Genomic DNA, 23,228 nt, shown 5'->3' on the forward strand with positions numbered 1-23,228 from the left:
CTCAGGCAAACACCTGCAGGCTCTGTGGTGGCAGGGCCACCCAGATGTCTTGCGAACCCAGGCGCGGCATGGCTTCTGGGGCAATTTCCGCGAGCAGGGTATGCCCTGGCAGGGTTTTCAGCTCGAAGCTCATTCGGCAGCGGTTGCCGAGGAAGGTGATCTCCTGGACCTTGGCCGCGAACAGGTTTTCCTCATGCACCAGCGGGTTGACCGTGATCGCCTCCGGGCGGCAGAACAGCCGACCGCTGCTGGCGCGGGCCGCGTTTGGCCCCAGGCGCATGCTCATCCCGCCAACCTGGGCATGGCTGTCGCCGCTGCGCTGGAACGGCAGCCAGTTGCCCTGACCGACGAACTCTGCGACGAACGGCGTCGCGGGTTTGTCGTAGATTTCTTGCGGTGCGGCGTACTGCTCGACCTGGCCGTTGTTCATCACGGCGATGCGGTCGGCCATCAGCATGGCCTCGTCCTGGTTGTGGGTAACCATCAAGGTGGTAATGCCGAGCTGGCGCTGCAATTGGCGTAGCTCAGTGCACAGATGCTCGCGAACGCGCGCATCCAGCGCCGACATTGGCTCGTCGAGCAGCAGCAACGAAGGTGCCGGAGCCATGGCGCGGGCCAGGGCCACGCGCTGCTGTTGGCCACCGGAAAGCTGCCCGGGGTATTTCTTCTCGCTGCCCAGCAGGCCAACCAGTTCGAGCATCTGGGCCACGCGCTGGCGGGCCTGCTCGCGGCCGGAGCCGGTCAGGCCGTAGGCAATGTTGGCTTCGACCGTGAGGTTGGGGAACAACGCGTAGGACTGGAACAGGATGCCGTAGTCACGCGCCTGCGGTGGCAGCTCGGAGATGTCCCGAGCACCGATGTACAGCGCCCCACGGTCCTGCCGTTCGAGCCCGGCGATGCAGCGCAGCAGGGTGGTCTTGCCGCAGCCCGACGGGCCGAGCAGGCAGACCAGCTCGCCAGCGGCGATATCGAGGGAGACATCGTTGAGCGCGGTAAACGCGCCGAAGCGCTTGTGGATACCGCGCACTTTCATCTGTGCGCCTGGGGTGGCGATGGCGTGGGTCATGACAGGGCCTCGTCGAAGAGATGCAGGCCATGCTAGGAACCCAATGCGAAGGTTATGTGGCTTTAGGGCAAAAGCGGGTGATAGTGGTATTGGTGGATTTTGTAGTGGCCACGTTCAGTGTCGACCGCCGGCGCGATTGCGTGGGAGCGGGCTTGCCCCGCGATGACGTCCTTGTGCTCACCATCGCCATCGCGGGGCCAGTGTGTAACTTGCAGATCCCCAATGGCGCGGCATCCACTACAGCCCCGCCACCTCTTGCGCCACCCCGAGGAACGCCGCCGGCAACCTGGCCTGGCGCCGCTCCTTCAGGCAGTACAGGTACTCATGCATCACCGGCGCATTCTCCAGCATCAGCACCCGCAGTTCAGGGTTATGCGGCACCTCATGGCGGGCAATGATGCTGATGCCAATGTTGCGCAACACCGCCTCGCGAATCGACTCGCGGCTGCCAATTTCCAGCAACGCACCGATCTTGACCCCGGCATCGGCGAGCATCTGCTCGGTCAGCTTGCGGGTGGTCGAGCCCTGCTCGCGCATCAGCAGGCAATGCCCGGCCAAGGCGTCGATGGCCACCACCTGGCGGTTAGCCAACGAATGATTGCGGTGCACCGCCACCACCAGCGGATCAGTACCAAGCACGCGGCGAATCAGGCGCGCATCTTCGAGCAGCTGCGATGACGCAGCAATGTCCACCCGATAGTCTTCGAGCATCTCCAGCACCTGCTGGGAGTTGCCGATCTCCACCGCCACGCCCACTTGCGGCAGGCGCTCGCGGAAGATCTTCACCAGATCGAGGATGTAGTACGGCGCCGTCGCGGCAATGCGCAAACTGCCCTGGGCCTGGCTACTGTTGCGCAGCTCGAATTCGATGTCGGCTTCCTGCTGCAGCAAGGCCTTGACCATCGGCAACAGCCGCGCGCCCTCCTCGCTCAACACCAGGCGCCGACCGCCGCGGTAGAACAGCTCCACCGCATACTGGCTTTCCAGGTTGCGAATCTGCGTGGTCACCGTCGGCTGGCTGAGCCCGAGCTTCTTCGCCGCCAAGGTAATGCTGCCCAGGCGGGCCACCATGTAGAAGGCTTTGAGCTCGGCACTCAGCATGCAGGTTCCTTATTTGCGCAAAAGGCGCAGGCCGTTGAACACCACCAACAGGCTGACGCCCATGTCGGCGAACACCGCCATCCACATGGTGGCCATGCCGGCAAAGGTGATCGCCAGGAAAATCGCTTTGATCCCCAACGCCAACACGATGTTCTGGGTGAGGATCGCCGCACTTTGCCGCGACAGCCTGACGAAGGCCGGGATTTTGCGCAAGTCATCGTCCATCAGCGCCACATCGGCGGTCTCGATCGCAGTGTCGGTGCCCGCCGCGGCCATGGCAAAGCCAATTTCGGCCCGCGCCAGGGCCGGCGCATCGTTGATCCCGTCGCCGACCATGCCGACCCGGTGTCCTTCGGCGTACAGCGACTCGATGGTGTTGAGCTTGTCGCTGGGCAGCAAATTGCCTTCAGCTCGGTCGATACCGACTTGGGCGGCAATCGCCTGGGCGGTGTGCGGATTGTCGCCGGTGAGCATGACCGTCTTGATGCCCAGCTCATGCAACTCGGCGATGGCCTGACGGCTGCTGTCCTTGACCGTGTCGGCGACGGCGAACAACGCCAACGGGCCGCTGCGGTCAAGCAGCAGCACCACGGTTTTCCCCTGGCGCTCCAATGCATCGAGCTCGGCTTCCAGTTCAGGCGAGCACAACCCCAGCTCCTCGACCAGGCGATGGTTGCCCAGGTGATACAGCTCCCCGTCGATCTCACCACGCACGCCACGCCCAGCCAATGCGGCGAACGCGCTGACCTCGCTCAGCGCCGTACCCTGTTCCTTGCCGAACTGGGCAATGGCACGCGAAACCGGGTGATCTGAACGTTCGCCGAGGGTTGCCGCCAGCGCCTGGGCACGGCCTTCGAACAGCGGCTCAAGCAGCTTGAAGTCGGTCTGCACCGGCTTGCCATGGGTGATCGTGCCGGTCTTGTCCAGGGCAAGGAAGTCCAGCTTGCGCCCCCCTTCGAGGTAGACGCCGCCCTTGATCAGAATGCCCTTGCGCGCAGCAGCGGCCAGGCCACTGACGATGGTCACCGGCGTGGAGATCACCAATGCACAGGGGCAGGCCACCACCAGCAGCACCAGGGCGCGGTAGATCCAGTCGAACCAGGCACCCGCCATGAACAGTGGCGGGATGATCGCCACAGCCAGCGCAACGGCGAACACCACCGGGGTGTAGATGCGCGAGAAGCGATCGACGAAGCGCTGGGTCGGAGCGCGCGCGCCCTGGGCCTCTTCCACCGCCTTGATGATGCGCGCCAGGGTCGACTGCCCGGCTGCAGCGCTCACCTGATACTCCAGCGCCCCCTCCTGGTTGATGGTGCCAGCGAACAACTTATCGCCTTTGTTTTTCTCCACAGGCAGGCTTTCGCCGGTGATCGGCGCCTGATCGACGCTGGATTGGCCACTGACTACCTCGCCATCCAGGCCGATCCGCTCGCCGGGACGTACCCGCACCAACGCACCGAGGTTCACCTCACGGACATCGACCTCACGCCACTGGCCGTCCGCCTGCTGCACCGTGGCCATGTCCGGGCTGAGCTGCATCAGGCCACTGATCGCGTTACGGGCGCGGTCCAGTGAGCGTGCTTCGATCAGCTCGGCAACGGTGAACAGCACCATGACCATGGCCGCTTCTGGCCATTGGCCGATCAGCACGGCGCCGGTCACGGCGATGCTCATCAGCGCGTTGATGTTGAGGTTGCGGTTCTTCAGGGCGATCCAGCCCTTTTTGTAAGTGCCCAGGCCACAGCCAAGGATCGCCGCCAGCGCCAGCGCAGCGACCAGCCACTCAGGTGCAAGCGCAGTGAAATGCACCACCTCGGCAGCGATCGCCGCCACCCCGGACAGCGCCAACGGCCACCAACGGGTCTTGGCTGCGGGGGCTGGGGCGCCTTCCTCGGCATCGGTCAGCGGTTCGGCCTGCATACCAAGGCTAGCGATGGCGTGCTCGATTGCGGTGGTGCCGCTCAAGGTGTGACGCACACCGAGCACCCGGTTGATCAGGTTGAACTCCAGCTGCTCGACGCCGGCCATCTTGCCCAGCTTGTCCTGGATCAGGGTCTGCTCGGTAGGGCAGTCCATGGCCTGGATGCGGAAGCGGCTGAGCTGCGCATTGCTGCTAGCCTTCTCGGTCAGGTGCACCAAGGCTGGCGCAGCAGCAGAGCCACAGCAGCTGTGCGCGTGGGTGTCGTGGCAAGAAGCTTTGCCGCCATGCTCATGGTCGTGGGCATGGTCGTGTGAGTGATCGGGGCTGACAGGCTGGTTCATGGATTCGTCCTTAAAGGGAGCCTGTTGCCAAGTGAACACCCTGTAGCCACTATAGGGTCAAGCCATCTGTGGGAGATTCGTCATGAAGATCGGAGAACTGGCCAACGCCACCGATTGCGCCGTCGAGACCATTCGCTACTACGAACGCGAGCAACTGCTGCCAGAGCCCGCCCGTAGCGAGGGCAACTACCGGCTGTATACCCAGGCGCATGTCGAGCGGCTGACCTTCATCCGCAATTGCCGAACACTGGACATGACCCTCGATGAGATCCGCAGCCTGCTGCGCCTGCGCGATAGTCCGCAAGGCCAATGCGGCAGCGTCAATGCCTTGATCGATGAACATATCGAGCACGTGCAGGCGCGCATCGATGGCTTGATGGCATTACAGGCGCAGTTGGTGGAGTTGCGCCAACGCTGCAGCGCACCAGGGGCTGAGTGCGCGATCTTGCAGCAGCTGGAAGTAAATGGGGCGGTATCAGTGCCGGAAACCGAGCATTCACATGTGGGGCGCAGCCACGGGCATTAGCTTCGGGGCCGCAAAGCGGCCCCGAAATTGTTGAATCAGACCGCCATCGGCGCAGTCATCGGCGCATGGTGCTCATACCCTTCCAGGCTGAAATCACTCGGCTCGATCTTCTCCAACCACTCAGGCTCATACTTGCCGGTCTTGGCAAACTCCGGCACGCGATCACTGATCACCAGCTTCGGCGCCGCCAGCGGCTCGCGCTTGAGCTGCTCGTTGAGCATATCCAGGTGGTTCTCGTACACATGGGCATCGCCGATGAAGTAGGTGAACCAGCGCGGGGTGTAGCCGGTCAGGCGACCGAACAGCGACAGCAACGCGGCGCCTTCGGTGAGGTTGAACGGCGTGCCCAGGCCCAGATCGTTGGAGCGGATGTAGAGAGTCAGGGAGATTTCCTTGGTCTCGACATTGGGGTGGAACTGGTACAGCAGATGGCACGGCGGCAGGGCCATTTCATCGAGTTGAGCGCAGTTCCAGCCGTGGAACAGGATGCGCCGGCTGCCTGGATCGTTGGCGATGGTGTCCAGGCACTGGCGCACCTGGTCGATGGCCTTGTAGAGGATGACGAACGCCTGGCCGTCTTCCTCGTCCTGGGCAATCTTGCGAAAGCCTTGCTTCTCAGCCATCTCGATGGCGGCCGGGTTGCTCAGCGGCACGCGCTTGTAACCTGGCCACTGGCGCCACTGCACACCGTAGATCTCGCCGAGGTCGTCATGTCCCTGGCGGAACGGGTTGGCCAGCCACTGGGCGTTCTCGTTGGCGTTCTGGTCCCAGACCTTGCAGCCCAGTTCGCGGAACTCACCGGCGTTCTTCACCCCCCGCAGGAAGCCGACCATCTCGCCAATCGCCGACTTGAACGCCAGCTTGCGGGTGGTGATGGCCGGGAAGCCCTTCTGCAGGTCGAAGCGCAGCATGGCACCGGGCAGGCTGATGGTGCGGATGCCGGTACGGTTACCCTGCAGGGTACCGTTTTCGATAACGTCGCGGACCAGATCTAGATACTGTTTCATGGCTTACCTGTAACAAGAACGGCAGGGGGATCGCCCCTGCCGTGAAAATCAGACGGTGGCCTTGGCCGTTGGTTTACGGTTGTAGGCCCACCAGATCAAGAAGATGCCCGCAGCGATCATCGGCACGCAGAGCAACTGACCCATGGTCAACCAGCCGAAGGCAATGTAGCCAAGCTGGGCATCGGGTACCCGCACGAATTCGACGATGAAGCGGAAGATGCCGTAGAACAGCGCGAACATGCCGGAAACGGCCATGGTCGGGCGCGGCTTGCGCGAGTACAGCCAAAGGATGACGAATAATGCCACACCTTCCAGGGCGAACTGGTACAGCTGCGACGGGTGACGCGGCAACTGCGCCGGGTCGCTGAACGGCGGGAAGACCATCGCCCAAGGCACATCGGTGGCCTTGCCCCACAGCTCGGCATTGATGAAGTTGCCAATGCGCCCGGCCCCCAGACCAATCGGCACCAACGGGGCGACGAAGTCCATCAGCTCGAAGAACGACTTGTTGTTACGCTTGCCGAACCACAGCGCCGCCAGCATCACGCCGATGAAGCCGCCGTGGAACGACATGCCGCCTTTCCACACCTCGAAGATCAGCGTCGGGTTGGCCAGGTAGGCGTGCAGGTCATAGAACAGCACGTAGCCCAGGCGTCCACCGACGATCACCCCCATCGACAACCAGAACACCAAGTCGGAGAGTTTCTCCCGGCTCCAGGTGGCATCGAAGCGGTTCAGCCGGCGCGAGGCCAACAGCCAGGCGCCACCGATGCCGATCAGGTACATCAGGCCATACCAGTGAATTTTCAGCGGCCCGAGCGCTACGGCGACGGGGTCGATCTGCGGGTAAGGCAGCATTGCGGTTCCTCTCGATCAAATCAGGAAGCTAAGCCCGACGCAAAACAGCAGCGCGGCGAACAGACGTTTAAGCAGGCGCGGCGACAGCTTGTGCGCCAGCCTCGCGCCGTAGCGGGCGAAGAACATGCTGGTCACGGCGATGCCGAGCAGCGCCGGCAGGTACACATAGCCCAGGCTGTGCGCCGGCAGGTGGCTTTCGTGCCAGCCCAGCAGCATGAAGCTCAAGGCGCTGGCCAGGGCGATCGGCAGGCCACAGGCCGAGGACGTTGCCACCGCCTGCTGCATGGGCAGGCTGCGCCAGGTCAGGAACGGCACGGTCAGCGAGCCACCACCGATACCGAAGATCGCCGAGGCCCAGCCGATCACCACGCCGGCGCCGGTCAAGCCAGGTTTGCCAGGGATGCCGCGACTGGCTTTGGGCTTTAGGTCCAGGGCCATCTGCACGGCGATCACCAGGGCGAACACACCGATGATCTTCTGCAGCATCGGCCCCTGGATCAGCGAGGCGGTCTTGGCACCGATGCCGGCACCGATGAGGATGCCCAGGGTCATCCAGGCGAAGATCGGCCAGCGCACCGCGCCCTTGCGCTGGTGTTCACGCACGGCATTGATCGAGGTGAAGACGATGGTCGCCAGTGAGGTGCCCACGGCCAGGTGGGTCAGCACCGAGGGATCGAAGCCTTGCAAGGTGAAACTGAACACCAGCACCGGCACGATGATGATCCCGCCGCCCACGCCGAACAGCCCGGCCAGGACGCCGGCGCAAGCGCCCAGCAGCAGATAGAGTACGAACTCCATTCGTCGACCCCTTGAAATTCAATCCGGCATGGTAACGGAAGCCGGGGTCTGGGCTCTAGTGAACTCTATGACAGACACTGGTGAACACTGTGACAGGATGGATCAACCGCCCCCCAGTGGGTAGAGTGAGGCAAAACACAGAGGCCAACCTATGTGCCTGATCGTATATGCCTGGCGGCCGGGGCACGCCCTGCCGCTGATCGTCGCGGCTAACCGCGATGAGTTCCACGCCCGCCCGACACAAGCGCTGGCGGCCTGGGAAGATGCGCCAGGCGTCTATGCCGGGCGCGACCTGGAAGCGGGCGGGACCTGGCTGGGTGTCGGGCCGGGCGGGCGCTTTGCGGCTTTGACCAATATCCGCGACCCACGCCAGCCGCTTGGCCCGCGCTCGCGTGGCGAACTGGTGGCGGCGTACTTGCGAGGGGACCTGGCGGTCGAGGCTTACCTGGATCAGGTGGCCAGCCGCAGCGCCCAGTATTCAGGGTTCAATCTGTTGGTGGGCGATGCTGAGCGGCTGGGCTACTTGCACGCACATGAGCCCGCGCCGCGCCTGCTGGAGCCTGGGGTGTACGGGCTGTCCAACGCAGGGCTGGATACGCCATGGCCGAAGCTGGTGAAAACCCGTGAGGGGCTGGCGCGGTTACTGGATGATCCTGATCCACGGCAGCTGCTGGGCTTGCTTGCCGATGGCGCACCTGCGGCGGATGCCGAGCTGCCGGACACCGGGGTTGGCTTGGCGACCGAGCGGCTGCTGTCCAGTGCGTTTATCGCCAGCCAGAACTACGGGACACGGGCGAGTACGGTGCTGATTGTCGATAAGCAGGGCCGGCGGCGGATGGTCGAGCGCAGCTTTGGGCCGTTTGGCGGGCATCTGGGGGAAGTCGAGCTGACAATCTGAGACCCCAGCGAGGTATGTGCTGGTTGGGAGCGGGCTGCGTAGGAGCGGGCTTGCCCCGCGATAGCGTCGTTGAACCCACTTGAAGCTATCGCGGGGCAAGCCCGCTCCCACGAGTCGATCACGAGTCGATGTCTTTCCAGGCTGATTCAGAGGGTCTTGTTCGCCCCAGGCCCGATCATACGCGCCAGCCCCAGGTTCTTCAGCGCCAGCTGCAGTGAGCTGTGGATAACTTGCGGGTTGTCATGGCTCATGGCATCGGCGAGTAATTCCTTGGCCTTGCTCATGTTGACCTGGCGCAGCATCCACTTCACCTTCGGCAGGTTGGTGGCGTTCATCGACAGGCTGTCGAAGCCCATCGCCATCAGCAGGATGGCCGCCGCCGGATCACCGGCCATCTCGCCGCAGATACTCACCGGCTTGCCCTCGGCATGGGCATCACGGACCACGGTCTGCACCGCCTGCAGCACCGCGGGGTGCAGGTAGTCATACAAATCGGCAACCCGCGGGTTGTTGCGGTCGACCGCCAGCAGGTACTGGGTCAGGTCGTTGGAACCGACCGAAAGGAAGTCCACCTGCCGCGCCAGCTCCTTGGTCTGGTACACCGCAGCCGGAATCTCGACCATCACCCCAACCGGTGGCATCGGCACGTCGGTGCCCTCGTCGCGCACCTCGCCCCAGGCCCGGTGGATCAGGTGCAGTGCCTCTTCCAGCTCATGAATGCCGGAAATCATCGGCAGCAGGATACGCAAGTTGTTCAGGCCTTCGCTGGCCTTGAGCATTGCGCGGGTCTGCACCAGGAAGATTTCCGGGTGGTCCAGCGTCACGCGGATACCGCGCCAGCCGAGGAAGGGGTTTTCTTCCTTGATCGGGAAGTACGACAGCGATTTGTCACCGCCGATATCCAGGGTACGCATGGTCACCGGCAGCGGATGGAACGCCGCCAGTTGTTCGCGGTAGATCGCAAGCTGTTCTTTTTCGCTGGGGAAGCGCTGGTTGATCATGAACGGCACTTCGGTGCGGTACAGGCCAACGCCTTCGGCGCCGCGCTGCTGAGCGCGGGCGACATCGGCGAGCAAGCCAGTGTTGACCCACAGCGGCATGCGGTGGCCGTCCGGGGTCACGCAAGGCAGCTCGCGCAGCGCGTCCAGGCCCTGGGCCAGCTGGCGCTCCTCCTCGACGACGTCGCTGTACTGCTTGCGCAGCACGTCGCTGGGGTTGGTGAACACCTCGCCCTTGTAGCCGTCGACGATCATCTCGATGCCGTCGACCTTCGAATATGGCAGGTCGACCAGGCCCATGACCGTCGGTATACCCATCGCCCGGGCCAGAATCGCCACGTGCGAGTTACCCGAGCCGAGTACCGAAACCAGGCCCGCCAGCTTGCCTTCCGGCACTTCGCCGAGCATCGCCGGGGTCAGCTCTTCGCTGACCAGGATGGTGTTTTCGGCGTACACCAGCGACTGCGAGCGGGCCTCTTGCAGGTAGGCCAGCAGGCGCCGGCCGAGGTCTTTGACGTCCGAGGCGCGCTCACGCAGGTAGTCATCGTCCATCAGTTCGAAGCGATTGACGTGCTCGCCCACCACTTGGCGCAGCGCGCCCTGGGCCCATTGGCCGGTCTTGATGACTTCGACCACTTCGCCACCCAGGGCGGCGTCTTCGAGCATCATCAGGTACACGTCGAACAACGCCCGCTCTTCCGGGCGCAGCTGGGTGGCGAGCTTGGCCGACAGCTTGCGCATGTCGGCGCGCACGCCTTCCAGGGCGTTGTTGAACAGTTTCAATTCGGCGTCGATGTCATCGACGGTTTTATCAGGCACCACTTCCAGGTCGGCCGGCGGCAACATGACCACGGCGCGGCCGACCGCAGCGCCGGGCGAACCCGGCACGCCGACGAAGCGCGCCTCCTGGATGCCCTTGCCCTGGCGGCCCAGGCCGCGAATCGAGCCGGTCGCCTCGGCATGGGCGATGACCCCGGCGAGCTGAGCGCTCATGGTGACTAGAAACGCTTCTTCACCTTCATCGAACTGGCGGCGCTCCTTCTGCTGGATGACCAATACTCCGACCACTCGCCGGTGGTGGATAATCGGTGCGCCGAGGAAGGAGGCGAAGCGCTCTTCGCCGGTTTCGGCAAAGTACCGGTAACGCGGGTGATCGGCGGCATTTTCCAGGTTCAGTGGCTCTTCGCGGGTGCCGACCAGGCCGACCAGGCCCTCGTTGGGCGCCATGCTGACCTTGCCGATCGAGCGCTTGTTCAGACCCTCGGTGGCCATCAGCACGAAGCGGTTGGTTTCCGGGTCGAGCAGGTAGACCGAGCAGACCTGGCTGCCCATGGCTTCCTTGACGCGCAAGACAATGATCCCCAACGCCGTCTTGAGATCTTTGGCGGAGTTCACTTCCTGGACGATCTTGCGCAGCGTATTGAGCATGGCTCGGGGTCGAACTCCGTCGTCAGTCGCGCGTCAGCAGGCGCGGTGCTAGCTCTTTCAGGGCGCGACGGTAGACCTCGCGCTTGAATGTCACCACCTGGCCCAGCGGATACCAATAGCTGACCCAGCGCCAGCCGTCGAATTCCGGTTTACCGGTCAGGTCCATCCGTACCCGCTGCTCGTTGGTGACCAGGCGCAGCAGGAACCATTTCTGTTTCTGGCCGATGCACAGCGGCTGGCTGTGGGTCCGCACCAGACGCTGGGGTAAACGATAACGCAACCAGCCACGGGTGCAGGCAAGAATTTCCACATCGTCGCGCTCAAGGCCGACTTCTTCATTCAGCTCGCGGTACAGGGCGTCTTCTGGCGTTTCGTCGGGGTTGATGCCCCCCTGGGGAAACTGCCAGGCATCCTGGTTGATCCGCCGAGCCCATAGCACCTGCCCGGCATCATTGGTCAGAATGATGCCGACATTAGGGCGAAAACCATCCGGGTCGATCACGGCAGCAACCTCGCAAACGCATGTCACCGCATTGTTCCACAAAGCTCACAAGCGCAGCAACGCGCCCGCCAAGCTTATGTGCAGCGAGGTGAAAACTCCGTATTCTGCGGGGCCACCCTGTGCCTTAAGCGAGTGACCGTGATGCGCCTGGCTTTATTCGACCTGGACAATACCCTGCTCGGCGGCGACAGCGATCACGCCTGGGGTGACTACCTGTGCGAACGGGGCATTCTTGACCCTGTCACCTATAAGCAGCGCAACGATGCGTTCTACCAGGATTACCTCAACGGCACCCTGGACCTACAGGCCTACCTGGCCTTCTCGATGGAAATCTTCGCCGCCACCGAACCGGCCCAGCTCGATCAATGGCACCGCGAATTCATGCGCGACTGCATCGAGCCGATCATCCTGCCCAAGGCCCTGGCCCTGCTGCGCCAGCACCGCGAGGCGGGCGACAAACTGGTCATCATCACCGCGACCAACCGCTTCGTGACCGCCCCCATTGCCCGGCGCCTGGGTGTGCGCACCCTGCTGGCCACCGAGTGCGAACGCGAGGGCGAGCGCTACACCGGGCGTAGTACCGATATACCGTGCTTTCGTGAAGGCAAAGTGACGCGACTCAAGCGCTGGATGCTGGAGAACGGCTATGACCTGGAGGGCAGCTACTTCTATAGCGACTCGATGAACGATGTGCCGCTACTGGAGCAGGTGACGCATGCAGTGGCGGTAGACCCAGACCCAAAGCTGCGCGCCCATGCCCAGCAGCGTGGCTGGCAGGTCATTTCCCTGCGCGATTGATCACAGCTATCGCGGGGCAAGCCCACTGCCACGCGGGTTACGAAGGTTGCGTGGGAGCGGGCTTGCCCCGCGATCGGCTACAACCTCAGACTGGCTTGGCGCCCATCAGCCCCGCGATGGACAAAAAACACACACCACTGAACACCGCCAACGCCAGGGTAAAGCGCAGCCCAGTAGGCTCAGCCCGACGCAGCCGGTTCAGCCGCACCAGCAACCACCAGGCACTGAACGCGCCAAAGGTATAGATGACGCTGGAGGCCAACACCCAGGTCTGCCCCAGCGGCCAACCGATCAGGTGCACCAGCCACCAGCCGGTGAACGGCATGCTCAGCAGGCACACGCCCATCAACAGCCAGACGAACAGCAGCGGGCGGCGCAGCAGTTGGCCGTAGACCGTGGCGTCACCGCGCCGACGTGCACGCCAGGTCCAGATCGCCAGGCCCAGGGCGCTGGCGAGCAACAGCACGGTGGCGATGATGTGGGCAGCCTTGAGGGTAGTCAGGTATTCCATTCTTGAGTCCTTGGTTGGGCTTGCGGGCCTCATCGCGGGGCAAGCCCGCTCCCACGATAGCGCTCCCACGTTACACAGGCTTGGCGTGGGAGCGGGCTTGCCTTGCGATGAGGCCTTTGAAGCCTAGCTTAGCCCCTCAGCCCAAAAACAGCCGGTAAGCCGGGTTCTCGGTCTCGTCCCAATACGGATAGCCGATCTTGGCCAATGCCGCTGGCACCAGGTGACGCTCGTCTTCCGGCACTTGCAGCCCTGCCACTACCCGCCCATCGGCAGCACCATGGTTGCGGTAATGGAACATCGAGATATTCCAGCGCCCACCGAGCTTGTTGAGGAAGTTGAACAACGCCCCCGGCCGCTCAGGGAATTCGAAGCGCAGCACGATCTCATCACTGGCGCCCGCCGAATGCCCACCGACCATGTGGCGAATGTGCAATTTGGCCAGTTCGTTGTCGGTCAGGTCGGTAACCGGGAAGCCTTGCTCGATCAACTGCTGAACCAACATAGCCCGCGGGTCATTCTCCGGATGGGTCTGCACGCCGACGAAGATGTGCGCCTCGTCCGAAGTGTGCTTGCGGTAGTTGAACTCAGTGATCTGGCGTTTGCCGATGGCTTCGCAGAAGGCCTTGAAGCTGCCCGGACGCTCCGGAATGGTCACGGCAATGATCGCCTCGCGCTTTTCGCCCAACTCGGCGCGCTCTGCAACGTGACGCAGGCGGTCGAAGTTGACGTTGGCGCCCGAGTCGATAGCCACCAGGGTATGCCCGGTCACGCCGGTCATCTCGACGTACTTCTTGATCCCAGCAACGCCCAAAGCGCCAGCAGGTTCGGTGATCGAGCGGGTATCGTCGTAGATATCCTTGATTGCCGCACAGATCTCGTCAGTACTAACGGTGACCACTTCATCGACGTGGAGCTTGCAGATATCAAAGGTATGCTGGCCGATCTGCGCCACCGCCACGCCATCGGCGAACAGCCCGACTTGCGGCAGGACCACCCGTTCACCAGCGGCCATAGCCGCTTGCAGGCAATTGGAGTCGTCTGGCTCGACGCCGATTACCTTGATTTCCGGGCGCAGGTATTTGACGTAGGCAGCGATACCGGCGATCAGCCCACCGCCGCCGACCGGGACGAAGATCGCGTCCAGCCGGCCTGGGTGCTGCCGCAGGATTTCCATGGCCACCGTGCCCTGGCCGGCGATGGTGTGCGGGTCATCGTAGGGGTGGATGTAGACGAAGCCTTTTTCCTCGACCAGCTTCAACGAATAGGCCAGTGCCTCGGGGAACGAGTCGCCATGCAGCACGACCTTGCCGCCGCGCGAGCGCACCCCTTCGATCTTGATCTCGGGAGTGGTCTTGGGCATCACGATGGTGGCCTTGATGCCCAGCTCGCGCGCCGCCAGGGCTACGCCCTGGGCATGGTTGCCGGCCGAGGCAGTGACCACGCCACGGGCCAGTTCCTCCGGGCTCAGCTGGGCCAGCTTGTTGTACGCCCCGCGGATCTTGAACGAGAACACCGGCTGCAGGTCTTCGCGCTTGAGCAGGACCTGGTTGCCCAGGCGTTTGCTCAGCTGGCCGGCGCTGTGCAGCGGGGTTTCGACGGCGACGTCGTAGACGCGCGAGGTGAGGATCTTCTTGACGTACTGTTCGAGCATCGGGAAAGCATCACTGGGCCGCGGGACAAGGCCTGCGAGTCTACCCCAGCGCTACGTCGGCGGACCACAGCAAAGCCGAGGTTTTGCCGGCGCTTGCCGCTATACTATGCGCCTCTCGAAACTCCCCAGCCCCACTCGGAGCCCGCATGACCCAGGACCAACTCAAACAGGCCGTCGCCCAGGCCGCTGTCGATTTCATTCTGCCCAAGCTGGATGATAAAAGCGTTGTCGGCGTCGGCACCGGTTCGACCGCCAACTTCTTCATCGACGCCCTGGCTCAGCACAAGACGGCGTTTGACGGCGCGGTCGCCAGCTCCGAAGCCACTGCCCAGCGCCTGAAGGGCCATGGCATTCCGGTGTACGAGTTGAACACGGTCAGCGAACTGGAGTTCTACGTCGATGGCGCCGACGAGAGCGACGCGCACCTGAACTTGATCAAGGGCGGTGGCGCGGCCCTGACCCGCGAGAAGATCGTTGCGGCCGTGGCCAAGACCTTCATCTGCATCGCTGACGGCAGCAAGCTGGTGCCGGTACTCGGCGCTTTCCCGCTGCCAGTCGAGGTGATCCCGATGGCGCGCAGCCATGTCGCCCGTCAGTTGGTCAAACTCGGTGGGGATCCGGTGTACCGCGAGGGTGTGGTGACCGACAACGGTAACGTGATCCTGGACGTGTATAACCTGCAGATCACCAACCCAGTGGAGCTGGAAAGCCAGATCAATGCGATCGTGGGTGTGGTGACCAATGGCCTGTTCGCGGCGCGTCCGGCGGATTTGCTGTTGCTGGGCACTGCTGAAGGCGTGAAGAGCCTCAAGGCCGAGTAATGTCTGCGAGGGCTTCGCCCTCGTTCGCGGGAAAGCCCGCTCCCACAGGGTTAGCAGTGTTCTCTGTGGGAGCGGGTTTGCCCCGCGATAGAGCCCTCAAGGGCAATCACTCAGCCGGCTGTTTGAACACATAGAACAGGTTCGGCTCGCTCACCAGGTAGATCGTCCCCGCATCATCCATGGCAATCCCTTCTGCCTGCGGCACAGTTTTCTTCAAGCCTTGATAACCCTTGCTCAACGACAAGGTGCTCAATGGCTTGCCCTTCACATCCAACTCGACCACCAAGCGCGACTCATCGGACAGCGCCAGCAAGTGCCCGCTACGCTCATCGAACTGCAAACTCGACAGATCACGCACGAACAAGCGTGAATCGCGCTTGCGATCCTGCACCACGTGCACCGCATATGGCTGCTCTGGGTTTTCATGGGGAAAGCCGTGAACCTCGTAGATCACCATTGGATCACGTTCTTTGGCGACAAACAGGCGCTTGCCCGCCGAGTCGTAGGCCAGCCCCTCGAAACCCTTGTTGCCATTGAGGCCGATGCCTAAGGTCAGCTGCTCGGCATCGTTGGCGTCGAGAAACAACGTGTCGTCATCCAGGCGAACCCGGATCAGCCGCTGCTGACGCTCGTCGGTAATCACAAAACTGTTCGAGCCGACATACTCCACCGCCTCCGGATCACCGAAGCCGGTCAGGGGCACGCGGCGCAGAATGCGCCCATCCAACGACAGCTCGATCAGCTCGGAACGCTTGTTGGTAACGCTGAACAGGGTCTTGCGCTCAGGATCGTAGGTGAGCGCCGAGATGTCATCGTCCAAGCCCTCAATCGGTTGGGCCTCAAGGACGACCTGGTAACGGCCAAGTCCAATGCCTTGCTCAGCAGGCTGCCACCAAGTCTTGAGATTGAACCAGCCGCGCTCGAACAGGCGAAACTCATGCGCCGCCAGGCCCATCACCAGCAGCGAGGACAAGCCCAGAAACAGCAGTAGCAACGGCAAGCGAAAGTAACGGCGCATGAAGGCAGACTCGGCGAAAGGGAGGCGAATCTAACCACGATCAGCTGAAGTAAAGCTTAATGCCATCACTGTCGCCTGAAGCAGACGGCCGTCAGTGCCTCTTGAAGCGATAGAACAGGTCGGGCTCGCTGACGATATACAGGGTGCCCTGGTCATCCATGGCCACACCCTCGGCACGCGGCACGCGATTGTTGAGGCCATTGAAACCGCCAAGCAGGGTCATGAAGCTGACTTGCTCGCCGTTCTCGTCCAGCTCCAGCAACATGTTCGAATCCGCCGACAAGGCCAGCAGGTGGCCGGTGCGCGGATCAACGCCCAGTGCCGACAGGTTGCGCAAATCAAGCTGATCGTTGGGCAGCGGCTGCTTGTCGCCGGTCAGCGGGCTGCGGCCATCGGTGTTCCAGGTGAACAGCTTCGGGGGCCGCTCCTCGCCGATCACCAGGCGCTGGCGTACGGGGTCCCAAGCGATCGCCTCGAAACCTTTGTTGTCGTCGGCGGACTTACCCAAGTCATAGCGCTTGAAATCGTCGCGTTTGAGCGAAGTGGTGCTGGCGTCGACCTTGACCAGGGTGAGGTCATGGCTGCGCTCATCGACGATTGCGATCTGGCCATCTTCCAGCACCGCCACACCTTCAGGGTTGTCCCAACCCAGTAGCGGCATCTTGCGCAGGACGTCGCCATCCAGGCTCAACTCGACCAGGAACGGGTTATTGCCCATGACGGCAAACAGGGTGCGGGTATGCGGGTTGAACGCCAGGTCCGAAGCTTCATCGTCGGCCATGCCAGGTAACACCTTGGCATCGATATCGGCAATGTAATCGGGCAGCCAGACACTTTCACTGCGCTCGGCAGTGCTTTCGAAGCGCTCTTTGAGCCACAGCTGGCCGCGATCGTCCCAGTGCATGGCAACTGACAAGCCATAGCCGATGACCGCCACCACGCCCAGCACGAAAGGCCAACGCAGGAACAGGCGACGCTTGCGCGGTGGAGGAAGTGAAGCGCTGGAGGGCGTTGCCATAGAGGTAGAGATCCTGGGGTTGCCGAGTTTTCCCTAACGCCGGCGAATGGACGAAATTGCGTGCATTATCCGGATTGTTTGTGAAAAAAACGCCAATTGCTGCCAGGACAGGTGGCTCAGTCACGGCCTCTTCGCGGGCAAGCCCGCTCCCACAGATTCTTGCAGCGCTGCAAGATGCTGTGAGGGCGGTTTTACCCGCGAAGCAGGTGCGGCGGTATCAGATCAGAGCACCCGGCTCTCGAAGCGGACCACACCCGGCAGTTCCAGCACCAGCTCATCACCGACATTGAACGGCCCCACACCCGCCGGAGTACCGGTCAGAATCACATCGCCAGGCTGCAGCGAGAAATGCGAGGCAATGTGCTGGATGATCGGCACGATCGGATTGAGCATCAGCGCGCTGTTGCCATCCTGGCGCACTTCGCCGTTGATGGTCAGGCGCACCGGGATGTCCTTGAGGTCTTCGAAAGTGCCGGCAGAAACGAACGGCGGCAGCACGCAGGCGCCGTCGAAGCTCTTGGCCAGTTCCCACGGCAGGCCCTTCTCCTTGAGCTTGGCCTGCAGATCACGCAGGGTCAGGTCCAGCGCCGGGGCGAAACCGGAGATGGCATCGAGCACCTCTTCTGCCGAAGGATGGGCTGACAGCGGCTTGCCCAGCAGCACGGCGATTTCAGCTTCATAGTGCACCGAGCCACGCTCAGTCGGGATCTTGAAGCCACCTTCCAGCGGTACCACGCAACTGCCCGGTTTGATGAACAGCAGCGGCTCGGTCGGAATGGGGTTGTCCAGTTCCTTGGCATGTTCGGCGTAGTTGCGCCCGATGCACACCACTTTGCCCAGCGGGAAGTGAATGCGCGTGCCGTCTACGTACTGGTGCTGGTAACTCATGGCCGACTCCTTCTGCTTACTGCTTTTATTCAGGAGCGAAGATCTTACCCGGATTCATGATGCCGTTAGGGTCGAAAACGGCCTTTATAGCTTTCATGCAGGCGATTTCATGCGCGGAGCGACTATAGCCCAGATAGTCGCGCTTGGTCATGCCCACGCCATGCTCGGCGGAAATCGAGCCGTTGTAGCGCTCGACGATCTCAAATACCCACTTGTTGACCTTGGCGCAGGAGGCAAAGAAGTCGTCCTTGCTCATGTCGTCGGGCTTGAGAATGTTCAGGTGCAGGTTGCCATCGCCGATATGGCCGTACCAGACCACTTCATAATCGGGGTAGTGCTGGCCGACAATCGCGTCGATATCGCGCAGGAACGCCGGCACCTTTGAGACGGTGACGGAGATGTCGTTCTTGTACGGGGTCCAGTGGGAGATGGTCTCGGAAATGTACTCGCGCAGCTTCCACAGGTTTTTCAGCTGGGTCTCGCTTTGGCTCATCACCCCGTCCAGCACCCAACCTTGCTCGACGCAATGCTCGAAGGTGGCCAAGGCATCGTTGGCTACATCTTCATTGAGGGCCTCGAATTCCAGCAGGGCATAGAACGGGCAATCGGTGTCGAACGGCGGTGGTACATCGCCACGACCCATGACTTTGGCCAGAGCCTTGTCGGAGAAAAACTCGAAAGCGGTCAGGTCAAGGCGACCCTGGAAGGCATGCAGCACCGGCATGATCGAGTCGAAGTCCGGCGTGCCCAGCACCATCGCGGTGAGGTTGCGCGGCGCGCGGTCCAAGCGCATGGTCGCTTCGACCACAAAGCCCAATGTGCCCTCGGCACCAATGAACAGCTGACGCAGGTCGTAGCCCGTGGCGTTCTTGATCAGGTCTTTGTTCAGCTTCAGCAACTCACCCTTGCCGGTAACCACTTTCAGCCCAGCGACCCAGTTGCGGGTCATGCCATAACGAATCACCTTGATTCCGCCGGCATTGGTGCCGATATTGCCGCCAATCTGGCTGGATCCTGACGAGGCGAAATCCACCGGGTAATAAAGGCCGTTGTCTTCGGCAAACTGTTGCAGCTGACGGGTCACCACACCGGGCTGGCAAACCACCGTGCGGTCGAATTCATTGAAAGCCTGAATCTGGTTCATGTAATCGAACGCGACGACCACTTCACCATTGGCCGCCACCGCACCCGCCGAGAGCCCCGTTCGTCCGCCAGAGGGCACCAGTGCTACCTTGTGCTTATTAGCCCAGGCGACGATAGCCTGCACTTGTTCGGTGGTCTTGGGCAGCACAATGGCGCTGGGCGCGGGAGGGTAATGCTTGGTCCAGTCCTTGCCGTAAGCCTCGAGCGAAGCGGGATCGGTAAGGACCTTGCCAGGGTCGACCAGGGTCATCAGCTCATCAATTACCGCAGGGTGGGTCATCGCTGGAACTCTCGACTTATTCATAGTCACCCTGAGCACTCTTCACCTGTCGGTATGGGCTCAGATTGTGTCGCGTATGCTAGCATAGCCCTCCCGCTGTTCGTGCTAAGGCCGACGCCGCGCCGCTTTACCCCCTCGCCATTTTTTCTCCGGGATACAGGTTTACGCAGATGAGCAAGACTTCTCTCGACAAGAGCAAGATCCGGTTCCTTCTTCTTGAAGGTGTGCACCAGAACGCGGTCGATACCCTCAAGGCTGCCGGCTACACCAACATCGAGTACCTCACGGGTTCCTTGCCAGAAGCAGAGCTCAAGGAAAAGATCGCCGACGCCCACTTCATCGGCATCCGCTCGCGCACCCAGCTGACTGACGAGATCTTCGACTGCGCGAAGAAACTGGTCGCGGTCGGCTGCTTCTGCATCGGCACCAACCAGGTCGACCTGGAAGCGGCCCGCGAGCGCGGCATTGCCGTGTTCAACGCCCCTTACTCGAATACCCGCTCGGTGGCCGAACTGGTGCTGGCCGAGGCCATCCTGCTGCTGCGCGGCATCCCTGAGAAGAATGCCTCGTGCCACCGTGGCGGCTGGATCAAGAGCGCGGCCAACTCGTTCGAAATCCGCGGCAAGAAGCTGGGCATCGTCGGCTACGGCTCGATCGGCACCCAACTGTCGGTCCTGGCCGAGAGCCTGGGTATGCAGGTGTACTTCTTCGACCCACTGACCAAGCTGCCACTGGGTAACGCCACTCAGGTCGCCAGCCTGAACGAGCTGCTGGGCCTGGCCGACATCGTCTCGCTGCACGTGCCTGAGCTGCCATCCACCCAGTGGATGATCGGCGAGAAGGAAATCCGCGCGATGAAGAAGGGCGCGATCCTGATCAACGCCGCCCGTGGCACCGTGGTCGAGCTGGACCACCTGGCCGCCGCGATCAAGGACAAGCACCTGATCGGCGCTGCCATCGACGTATTCCCAGTCGAGCCGCGCTCCAACGACGAAGAGTTCGAAAGCCCGCTGCGCGGCCTGGACAACGTGATCCTGACCCCGCACATCGGTGGCTCCACCGCCGAAGCACAGGCCAACATTGGCCTGGAAGTGGCCGAGAAGCTGGTCAAGTACAGCGACAACGGTACTTCCGTGTCGTCGGTCAACTTCCCGGAAGTGGCCCTGCCGGCTCACCCAGGCAAACACCGCCTGCTGCACATCCACCAAAACATCCCGGGTGTGCTCAGCGAGATCAACAAAGTGTTCGCCGAGAACGGTATCAACATCTCCGGTCAGTTCCTGCAGACCAACGAGAAAGTGGGTTACGTGGTCATCGACGTAGATGCCGAATACTCGGACCTGGCCCAAGAGAAACTGCAGCACGTCAAGGGCACTATTCGCTCGCGCGTATTGTTCTAAGTTCTCTGGTTGGATGAAAAAGGGAGGCCCTGGTGGCCTCCCTTTTTTCGTTGGGTCAGTTGCGGCGCATGGACTGGCGTGGGAGCGGGCTTGCCCGGCGATGAGGCGATAACCGCCCCAGCCAATCCTGTTAGATGCGCATTACTTGACCGTAACAGTGATCTTCTGCGACTCAACGCCCGGTTTGAACGGCACGTGATACTGGTCACCCAGCACCAGCTGCAGGGTGTGCTTGCCCGGCGTCAGGGTGATGGTGGCTTCTGTCTGCGCCTTGCCGAAGTGCAGCACCTGCGGCCCAGCCGGCAGCGGCGCGTTGTTCTCTGGCATCAGGCTAGTCGGCAGCGGCATGTCCTTGACCGGCTCTTTGTCGACATCCACCAGCAAGTGGTGATGGCCGCTGTGCGGGGTCTGGTCGCCCGCAGGTTTAAGCTCCATGCCCTCGATACCGAATTTGACGGTGAAGGTCTTCTCGACCGTAGCGCCATCGGCGGGGGAAACGATGAAGACCTTGGCGCCCGTCGGCGGCTCCTGGCTCTTGAGGGCATCTGCGGCACTGGCAAACAGCGACGCCCCCATCAGCAGACCGGCAACCGCAGCACGCGAAAATAGGCTGTTCATTCACTTCTCCTGTGATTCACTTCAATAACCGCTACCGATAAACGAAAGGCAGCGGAAGTTCAACATAGACCAATTGTGGCCAAAGGTGTCTAAAACCCGCGTTATAAAAAAATCAGGGCAGACTAAAACATTAATCGGGACACACGGTCATAGCCTGCGTTCGACCGAGGCAAGACAGAAAGCCGCGGCGAATGAAATTCACCTGCCGAACCAGAAGGGGCTCTCATGCGTTTGACCATTGGCGTACTGCTGGCAGTACTGATCACTCCGTTGGCTCAGGCCGAGCTGATAGACGAAATCAACGACCGGGGCGAACTGCGCATTGCCGTACAAGCCGACACACCGCCCTATGCGTTCAAGGACGCAGAGCACCTGACCGGGTTCGATATCGAATTGGGCCAGGCCCTGGCCAAGGAGCTGGACCTGCGCGCCGAGTTCATCGAGGCGCCGGCCGAAGAGGTGTTGCCGGGTGTGGAAAGCGGCAAGTTCGACATTGCCCTGAACCAAATGAGTGTCGAGCAGAAGGTCGAAGGGGCCTTGGATGTCAGCCAATCGTTTGGCAAAGCCAAGCTGGTTATTCCCTTCCAGAAAGACAACCCGGCGTTCGAGAGCTCAGTGAACAACGCATTGCAGCGGATCAAGGATGACGGACGCTTGGCGGCGCTGGAGAAAAAATGGCTTGAGGGCGGCGAGCAGGCTACGGCAGGTCAGTGACACCCTCATCGCGGGGCAAGCCCGCTCCCACGCTGTCAGCAGTGGGCCCTCATTCGTGGGAGCGGGCTTGCCCCGCGATAGCGTCAGACCAAGCAACGCTATCGCGGGGCAAGCCCGCTCCCACGCGCCATGTATCACCCACTACCAAAGGCAAAAAAGAAACCCCGCACGCGGCGGGGTTTGTGTGTCAGCAACAAGCCCAGGCGATCAGTTACCCTTCACCGACTTGCCATCGACCGTGCCATCCTGCAGCACGATCACGTACTCTTTGCCATCAGTTTCGACCTGACGCAGTTGCACCAGCAGGTAGTCCCAGTCCTTGGCGAACCACAACTCGGTGATGCGCTTGCTTTGGCTCGGGTCGCGCACGCGCTCGACCTTGACCGCATCGACCTGGCCGGTCTTGGTGCTGACTTTCTCAGTCCCCAGCACGCGGAAGTCGTAGGTGTCGATCTCGTCACCGTCGACCACCTGATAGGTCATGCTCTTCTTGCCAGCGGCCACATCATGCTGCAGCGCCAACTGATAGGACGACTTGTCCAGCACGCCGCGGTTGAGCGGCAGGCTGATGGCATCGCCACGGTCGCTACCGGTGACCTTCTTCGCGGTCCAGTCGAAGTCCAGATCGACTTTCTTCGCTTTGCCCAGGCCGCCACGCTCGAAGTGGTACTTCTGTGGCAGCAGGGTGTCGTTGTCCAGGCGCAGGGTGCTTTGCTCGGTGAGGCTGGCAATCATCATGGAAGCCTTGAAATTAAGGTCCCAGGTACCATTGGCATTCTTCACCAGGCTACGTTCAGCGGTGCCGCTCATGGGCAGCTGCTTCCAGTCGGCGGTGTAGCTGGCCGAGAACGGCTTCAGATCGGCTGCCTGGAGGGGCAGGGCAAGCACGGCGAGAGCCAAGAGCAGGGCGCGACGCATAAATTC

At 62.1% G+C, this 23,228-nt stretch carries 22 protein-coding genes; 6 read left to right on the top strand and 16 right to left on the bottom strand.

Features of this window, described 5'->3' with window-relative positions; all coding sequences use genetic code 11:
• Position 1: 1 nt before the first annotated feature.
• From OIU19_RS15375 to OIU19_RS15385, 3 genes are all read right to left on the bottom strand, one after another.
• Positions 2-1,066 (bottom strand): putative 2-aminoethylphosphonate ABC transporter ATP-binding protein, encoded by a 1,065-nt coding sequence (locus OIU19_RS15375; RefSeq protein ID WP_264235720.1) that lies wholly within the window; start codon positions 1,064-1,066, stop codon positions 2-4.
• A 237-nt stretch (positions 1,067-1,303) separates the two neighbouring features.
• Positions 1,304-2,167 carry a LysR family transcriptional regulator gene (locus OIU19_RS15380; protein ID WP_264235721.1) on the bottom strand — a complete coding sequence of 288 codons (864 nt, stop codon included), beginning with the start codon at positions 2,165-2,167 and terminating at the stop codon, positions 1,304-1,306.
• 9 nt (positions 2,168-2,176) lie between these two features.
• Positions 2,177-4,429: a heavy metal translocating P-type ATPase gene (locus OIU19_RS15385; protein WP_264235722.1), complete on the bottom strand. Its 2,253-nt coding sequence runs from the start codon at positions 4,427-4,429 to the stop codon at positions 2,177-2,179.
• Between the two features lie 82 nt (positions 4,430-4,511).
• Here OIU19_RS15385 and cadR point away from each other — a divergent pair, with 82 nt between their 5' ends.
• On the top strand, positions 4,512-4,955 hold the full coding sequence (gene cadR, locus OIU19_RS15390; protein ID WP_264235723.1) for a cadmium resistance transcriptional regulator CadR: 444 nt from the start codon (positions 4,512-4,514) through the stop codon (positions 4,953-4,955).
• A 35-nt stretch (positions 4,956-4,990) separates the two neighbouring features.
• Here the strand turns inward: cadR and OIU19_RS15395 are convergent, their stop codons facing one another.
• From OIU19_RS15395 to OIU19_RS15405, 3 genes are read right to left on the bottom strand one after another with little or no spacing between them, the layout of a single operon-like run.
• Positions 4,991-5,962, bottom strand: coding sequence for a thymidylate synthase (locus tag OIU19_RS15395; protein ID WP_264235724.1), 972 nt, complete (start codon positions 5,960-5,962; stop codon positions 4,991-4,993).
• Positions 5,963-6,010: 48 nt separating this feature from the next.
• Positions 6,011-6,820, bottom strand: a complete 810-nt coding sequence (gene lgt, locus OIU19_RS15400) for a prolipoprotein diacylglyceryl transferase (RefSeq protein WP_264235725.1) — start codon at positions 6,818-6,820, stop codon at positions 6,011-6,013.
• Positions 6,821-6,835: 15 nt separating this feature from the next.
• Complete coding sequence (locus OIU19_RS15405; RefSeq protein WP_186555904.1) at positions 6,836-7,618, bottom strand: sulfite exporter TauE/SafE family protein; 783 nt, start codon at positions 7,616-7,618, stop codon at positions 6,836-6,838.
• Between the two features lie 151 nt (positions 7,619-7,769).
• On the opposite strand from OIU19_RS15405, the gene OIU19_RS15410 reads away from it, so the two are divergent.
• A complete protein-coding gene (locus tag OIU19_RS15410; RefSeq protein WP_264235726.1) occupies positions 7,770-8,516 on the top strand; it encodes an NRDE family protein in 747 nt (248 codons plus the stop codon).
• A gap of 146 nt (positions 8,517-8,662) precedes the next feature.
• Here OIU19_RS15410 and ptsP read toward each other — a convergent pair whose 3' ends face one another.
• Positions 8,663-10,942, bottom strand: coding sequence for a phosphoenolpyruvate--protein phosphotransferase (gene ptsP, locus OIU19_RS15415; RefSeq protein ID WP_264235727.1), 2,280 nt, complete (start codon positions 10,940-10,942; stop codon positions 8,663-8,665).
• A gap of 22 nt (positions 10,943-10,964) precedes the next feature.
• Positions 10,965-11,444, bottom strand: a complete 480-nt coding sequence (locus OIU19_RS15420) for an RNA pyrophosphohydrolase (RefSeq protein ID WP_186555901.1) — start codon at positions 11,442-11,444, stop codon at positions 10,965-10,967.
• Between the two features lie 141 nt (positions 11,445-11,585).
• Here OIU19_RS15420 and OIU19_RS15425 point away from each other — a divergent pair, with 141 nt between their 5' ends.
• Positions 11,586-12,242, top strand: coding sequence for an HAD family phosphatase (locus tag OIU19_RS15425; protein ID WP_264235728.1), 657 nt, complete (start codon positions 11,586-11,588; stop codon positions 12,240-12,242).
• Positions 12,243-12,327: 85 nt separating this feature from the next.
• Here OIU19_RS15425 and OIU19_RS15430 read toward each other — a convergent pair whose 3' ends face one another.
• Entirely contained in the window at positions 12,328-12,753 is a 426-nt protein-coding gene (locus OIU19_RS15430) for a DUF2269 domain-containing protein (RefSeq protein ID WP_264235729.1), read from the bottom strand.
• A gap of 136 nt (positions 12,754-12,889) precedes the next feature.
• Positions 12,890-14,404 carry a threonine ammonia-lyase, biosynthetic gene (gene ilvA, locus OIU19_RS15435; protein WP_264235730.1) on the bottom strand — a complete coding sequence of 505 codons (1,515 nt, stop codon included), beginning with the start codon at positions 14,402-14,404 and terminating at the stop codon, positions 12,890-12,892.
• 146 nt (positions 14,405-14,550) lie between these two features.
• Between ilvA and rpiA the strand changes: the two genes are divergently transcribed.
• Positions 14,551-15,225 (top strand): ribose-5-phosphate isomerase RpiA, encoded by a 675-nt coding sequence (gene rpiA, locus OIU19_RS15440; RefSeq protein ID WP_186555897.1) that lies wholly within the window; start codon positions 14,551-14,553, stop codon positions 15,223-15,225.
• A gap of 106 nt (positions 15,226-15,331) precedes the next feature.
• Here rpiA and OIU19_RS15445 read toward each other — a convergent pair whose 3' ends face one another.
• The 4 genes from OIU19_RS15445 to OIU19_RS15460 all read right to left on the bottom strand — a co-directional run bounded on the left by OIU19_RS15445 (position 15,332) and on the right by OIU19_RS15460 (position 19,572).
• Complete coding sequence (locus tag OIU19_RS15445) at positions 15,332-16,243, bottom strand: SdiA-regulated domain-containing protein (protein WP_264235731.1); 912 nt, start codon at positions 16,241-16,243, stop codon at positions 15,332-15,334.
• Positions 16,244-16,334: 91 nt separating this feature from the next.
• Positions 16,335-17,261, bottom strand: a complete 927-nt coding sequence (locus OIU19_RS15450) for an SdiA-regulated domain-containing protein (protein ID WP_264235732.1) — start codon at positions 17,259-17,261, stop codon at positions 16,335-16,337.
• Positions 17,262-17,483: 222 nt separating this feature from the next.
• Positions 17,484-18,149 carry a fumarylacetoacetate hydrolase family protein gene (locus OIU19_RS15455; RefSeq protein ID WP_264235733.1) on the bottom strand — a complete coding sequence of 222 codons (666 nt, stop codon included), beginning with the start codon at positions 18,147-18,149 and terminating at the stop codon, positions 17,484-17,486.
• A gap of 25 nt (positions 18,150-18,174) precedes the next feature.
• Positions 18,175-19,572 (bottom strand): FAD-binding oxidoreductase, encoded by a 1,398-nt coding sequence (locus OIU19_RS15460; RefSeq protein ID WP_264235827.1) that lies wholly within the window; start codon positions 19,570-19,572, stop codon positions 18,175-18,177.
• A gap of 170 nt (positions 19,573-19,742) precedes the next feature.
• On the opposite strand from OIU19_RS15460, the gene serA reads away from it, so the two are divergent.
• The gene (gene serA / locus OIU19_RS15465) at positions 19,743-20,972 is read left to right on the top strand and encodes a phosphoglycerate dehydrogenase (protein ID WP_264235734.1); all 1,230 of its coding nucleotides are present in this window, start codon (positions 19,743-19,745) and stop codon (positions 20,970-20,972) included.
• Between the two features lie 141 nt (positions 20,973-21,113).
• On the opposite strand, the gene OIU19_RS15470 is transcribed toward serA, so the two are convergent.
• Positions 21,114-21,590 (bottom strand): DUF4399 domain-containing protein, encoded by a 477-nt coding sequence (locus tag OIU19_RS15470; protein WP_264235735.1) that lies wholly within the window; start codon positions 21,588-21,590, stop codon positions 21,114-21,116.
• A 225-nt stretch (positions 21,591-21,815) separates the two neighbouring features.
• Between OIU19_RS15470 and OIU19_RS15475 the strand changes: the two genes are divergently transcribed.
• Positions 21,816-22,304 carry a transporter substrate-binding domain-containing protein gene (locus OIU19_RS15475; protein WP_264235736.1) on the top strand — a complete coding sequence of 163 codons (489 nt, stop codon included), beginning with the start codon at positions 21,816-21,818 and terminating at the stop codon, positions 22,302-22,304.
• Positions 22,305-22,511: 207 nt separating this feature from the next.
• Here the strand turns inward: OIU19_RS15475 and OIU19_RS15480 are convergent, their stop codons facing one another.
• Positions 22,512-23,222: a DUF3108 domain-containing protein gene (locus OIU19_RS15480; RefSeq protein ID WP_264235737.1), complete on the bottom strand. Its 711-nt coding sequence runs from the start codon at positions 23,220-23,222 to the stop codon at positions 22,512-22,514.
• Positions 23,223-23,228: the final 6 nt, after the last annotated feature.

The sequence above is a fragment of the Pseudomonas sp. BT-42-2 genome (genome assembly GCF_025847435.2).
GTDB classification, from domain to species: Bacteria; Pseudomonadota; Gammaproteobacteria; order Pseudomonadales; family Pseudomonadaceae; genus Aquipseudomonas; species Aquipseudomonas urmiensis.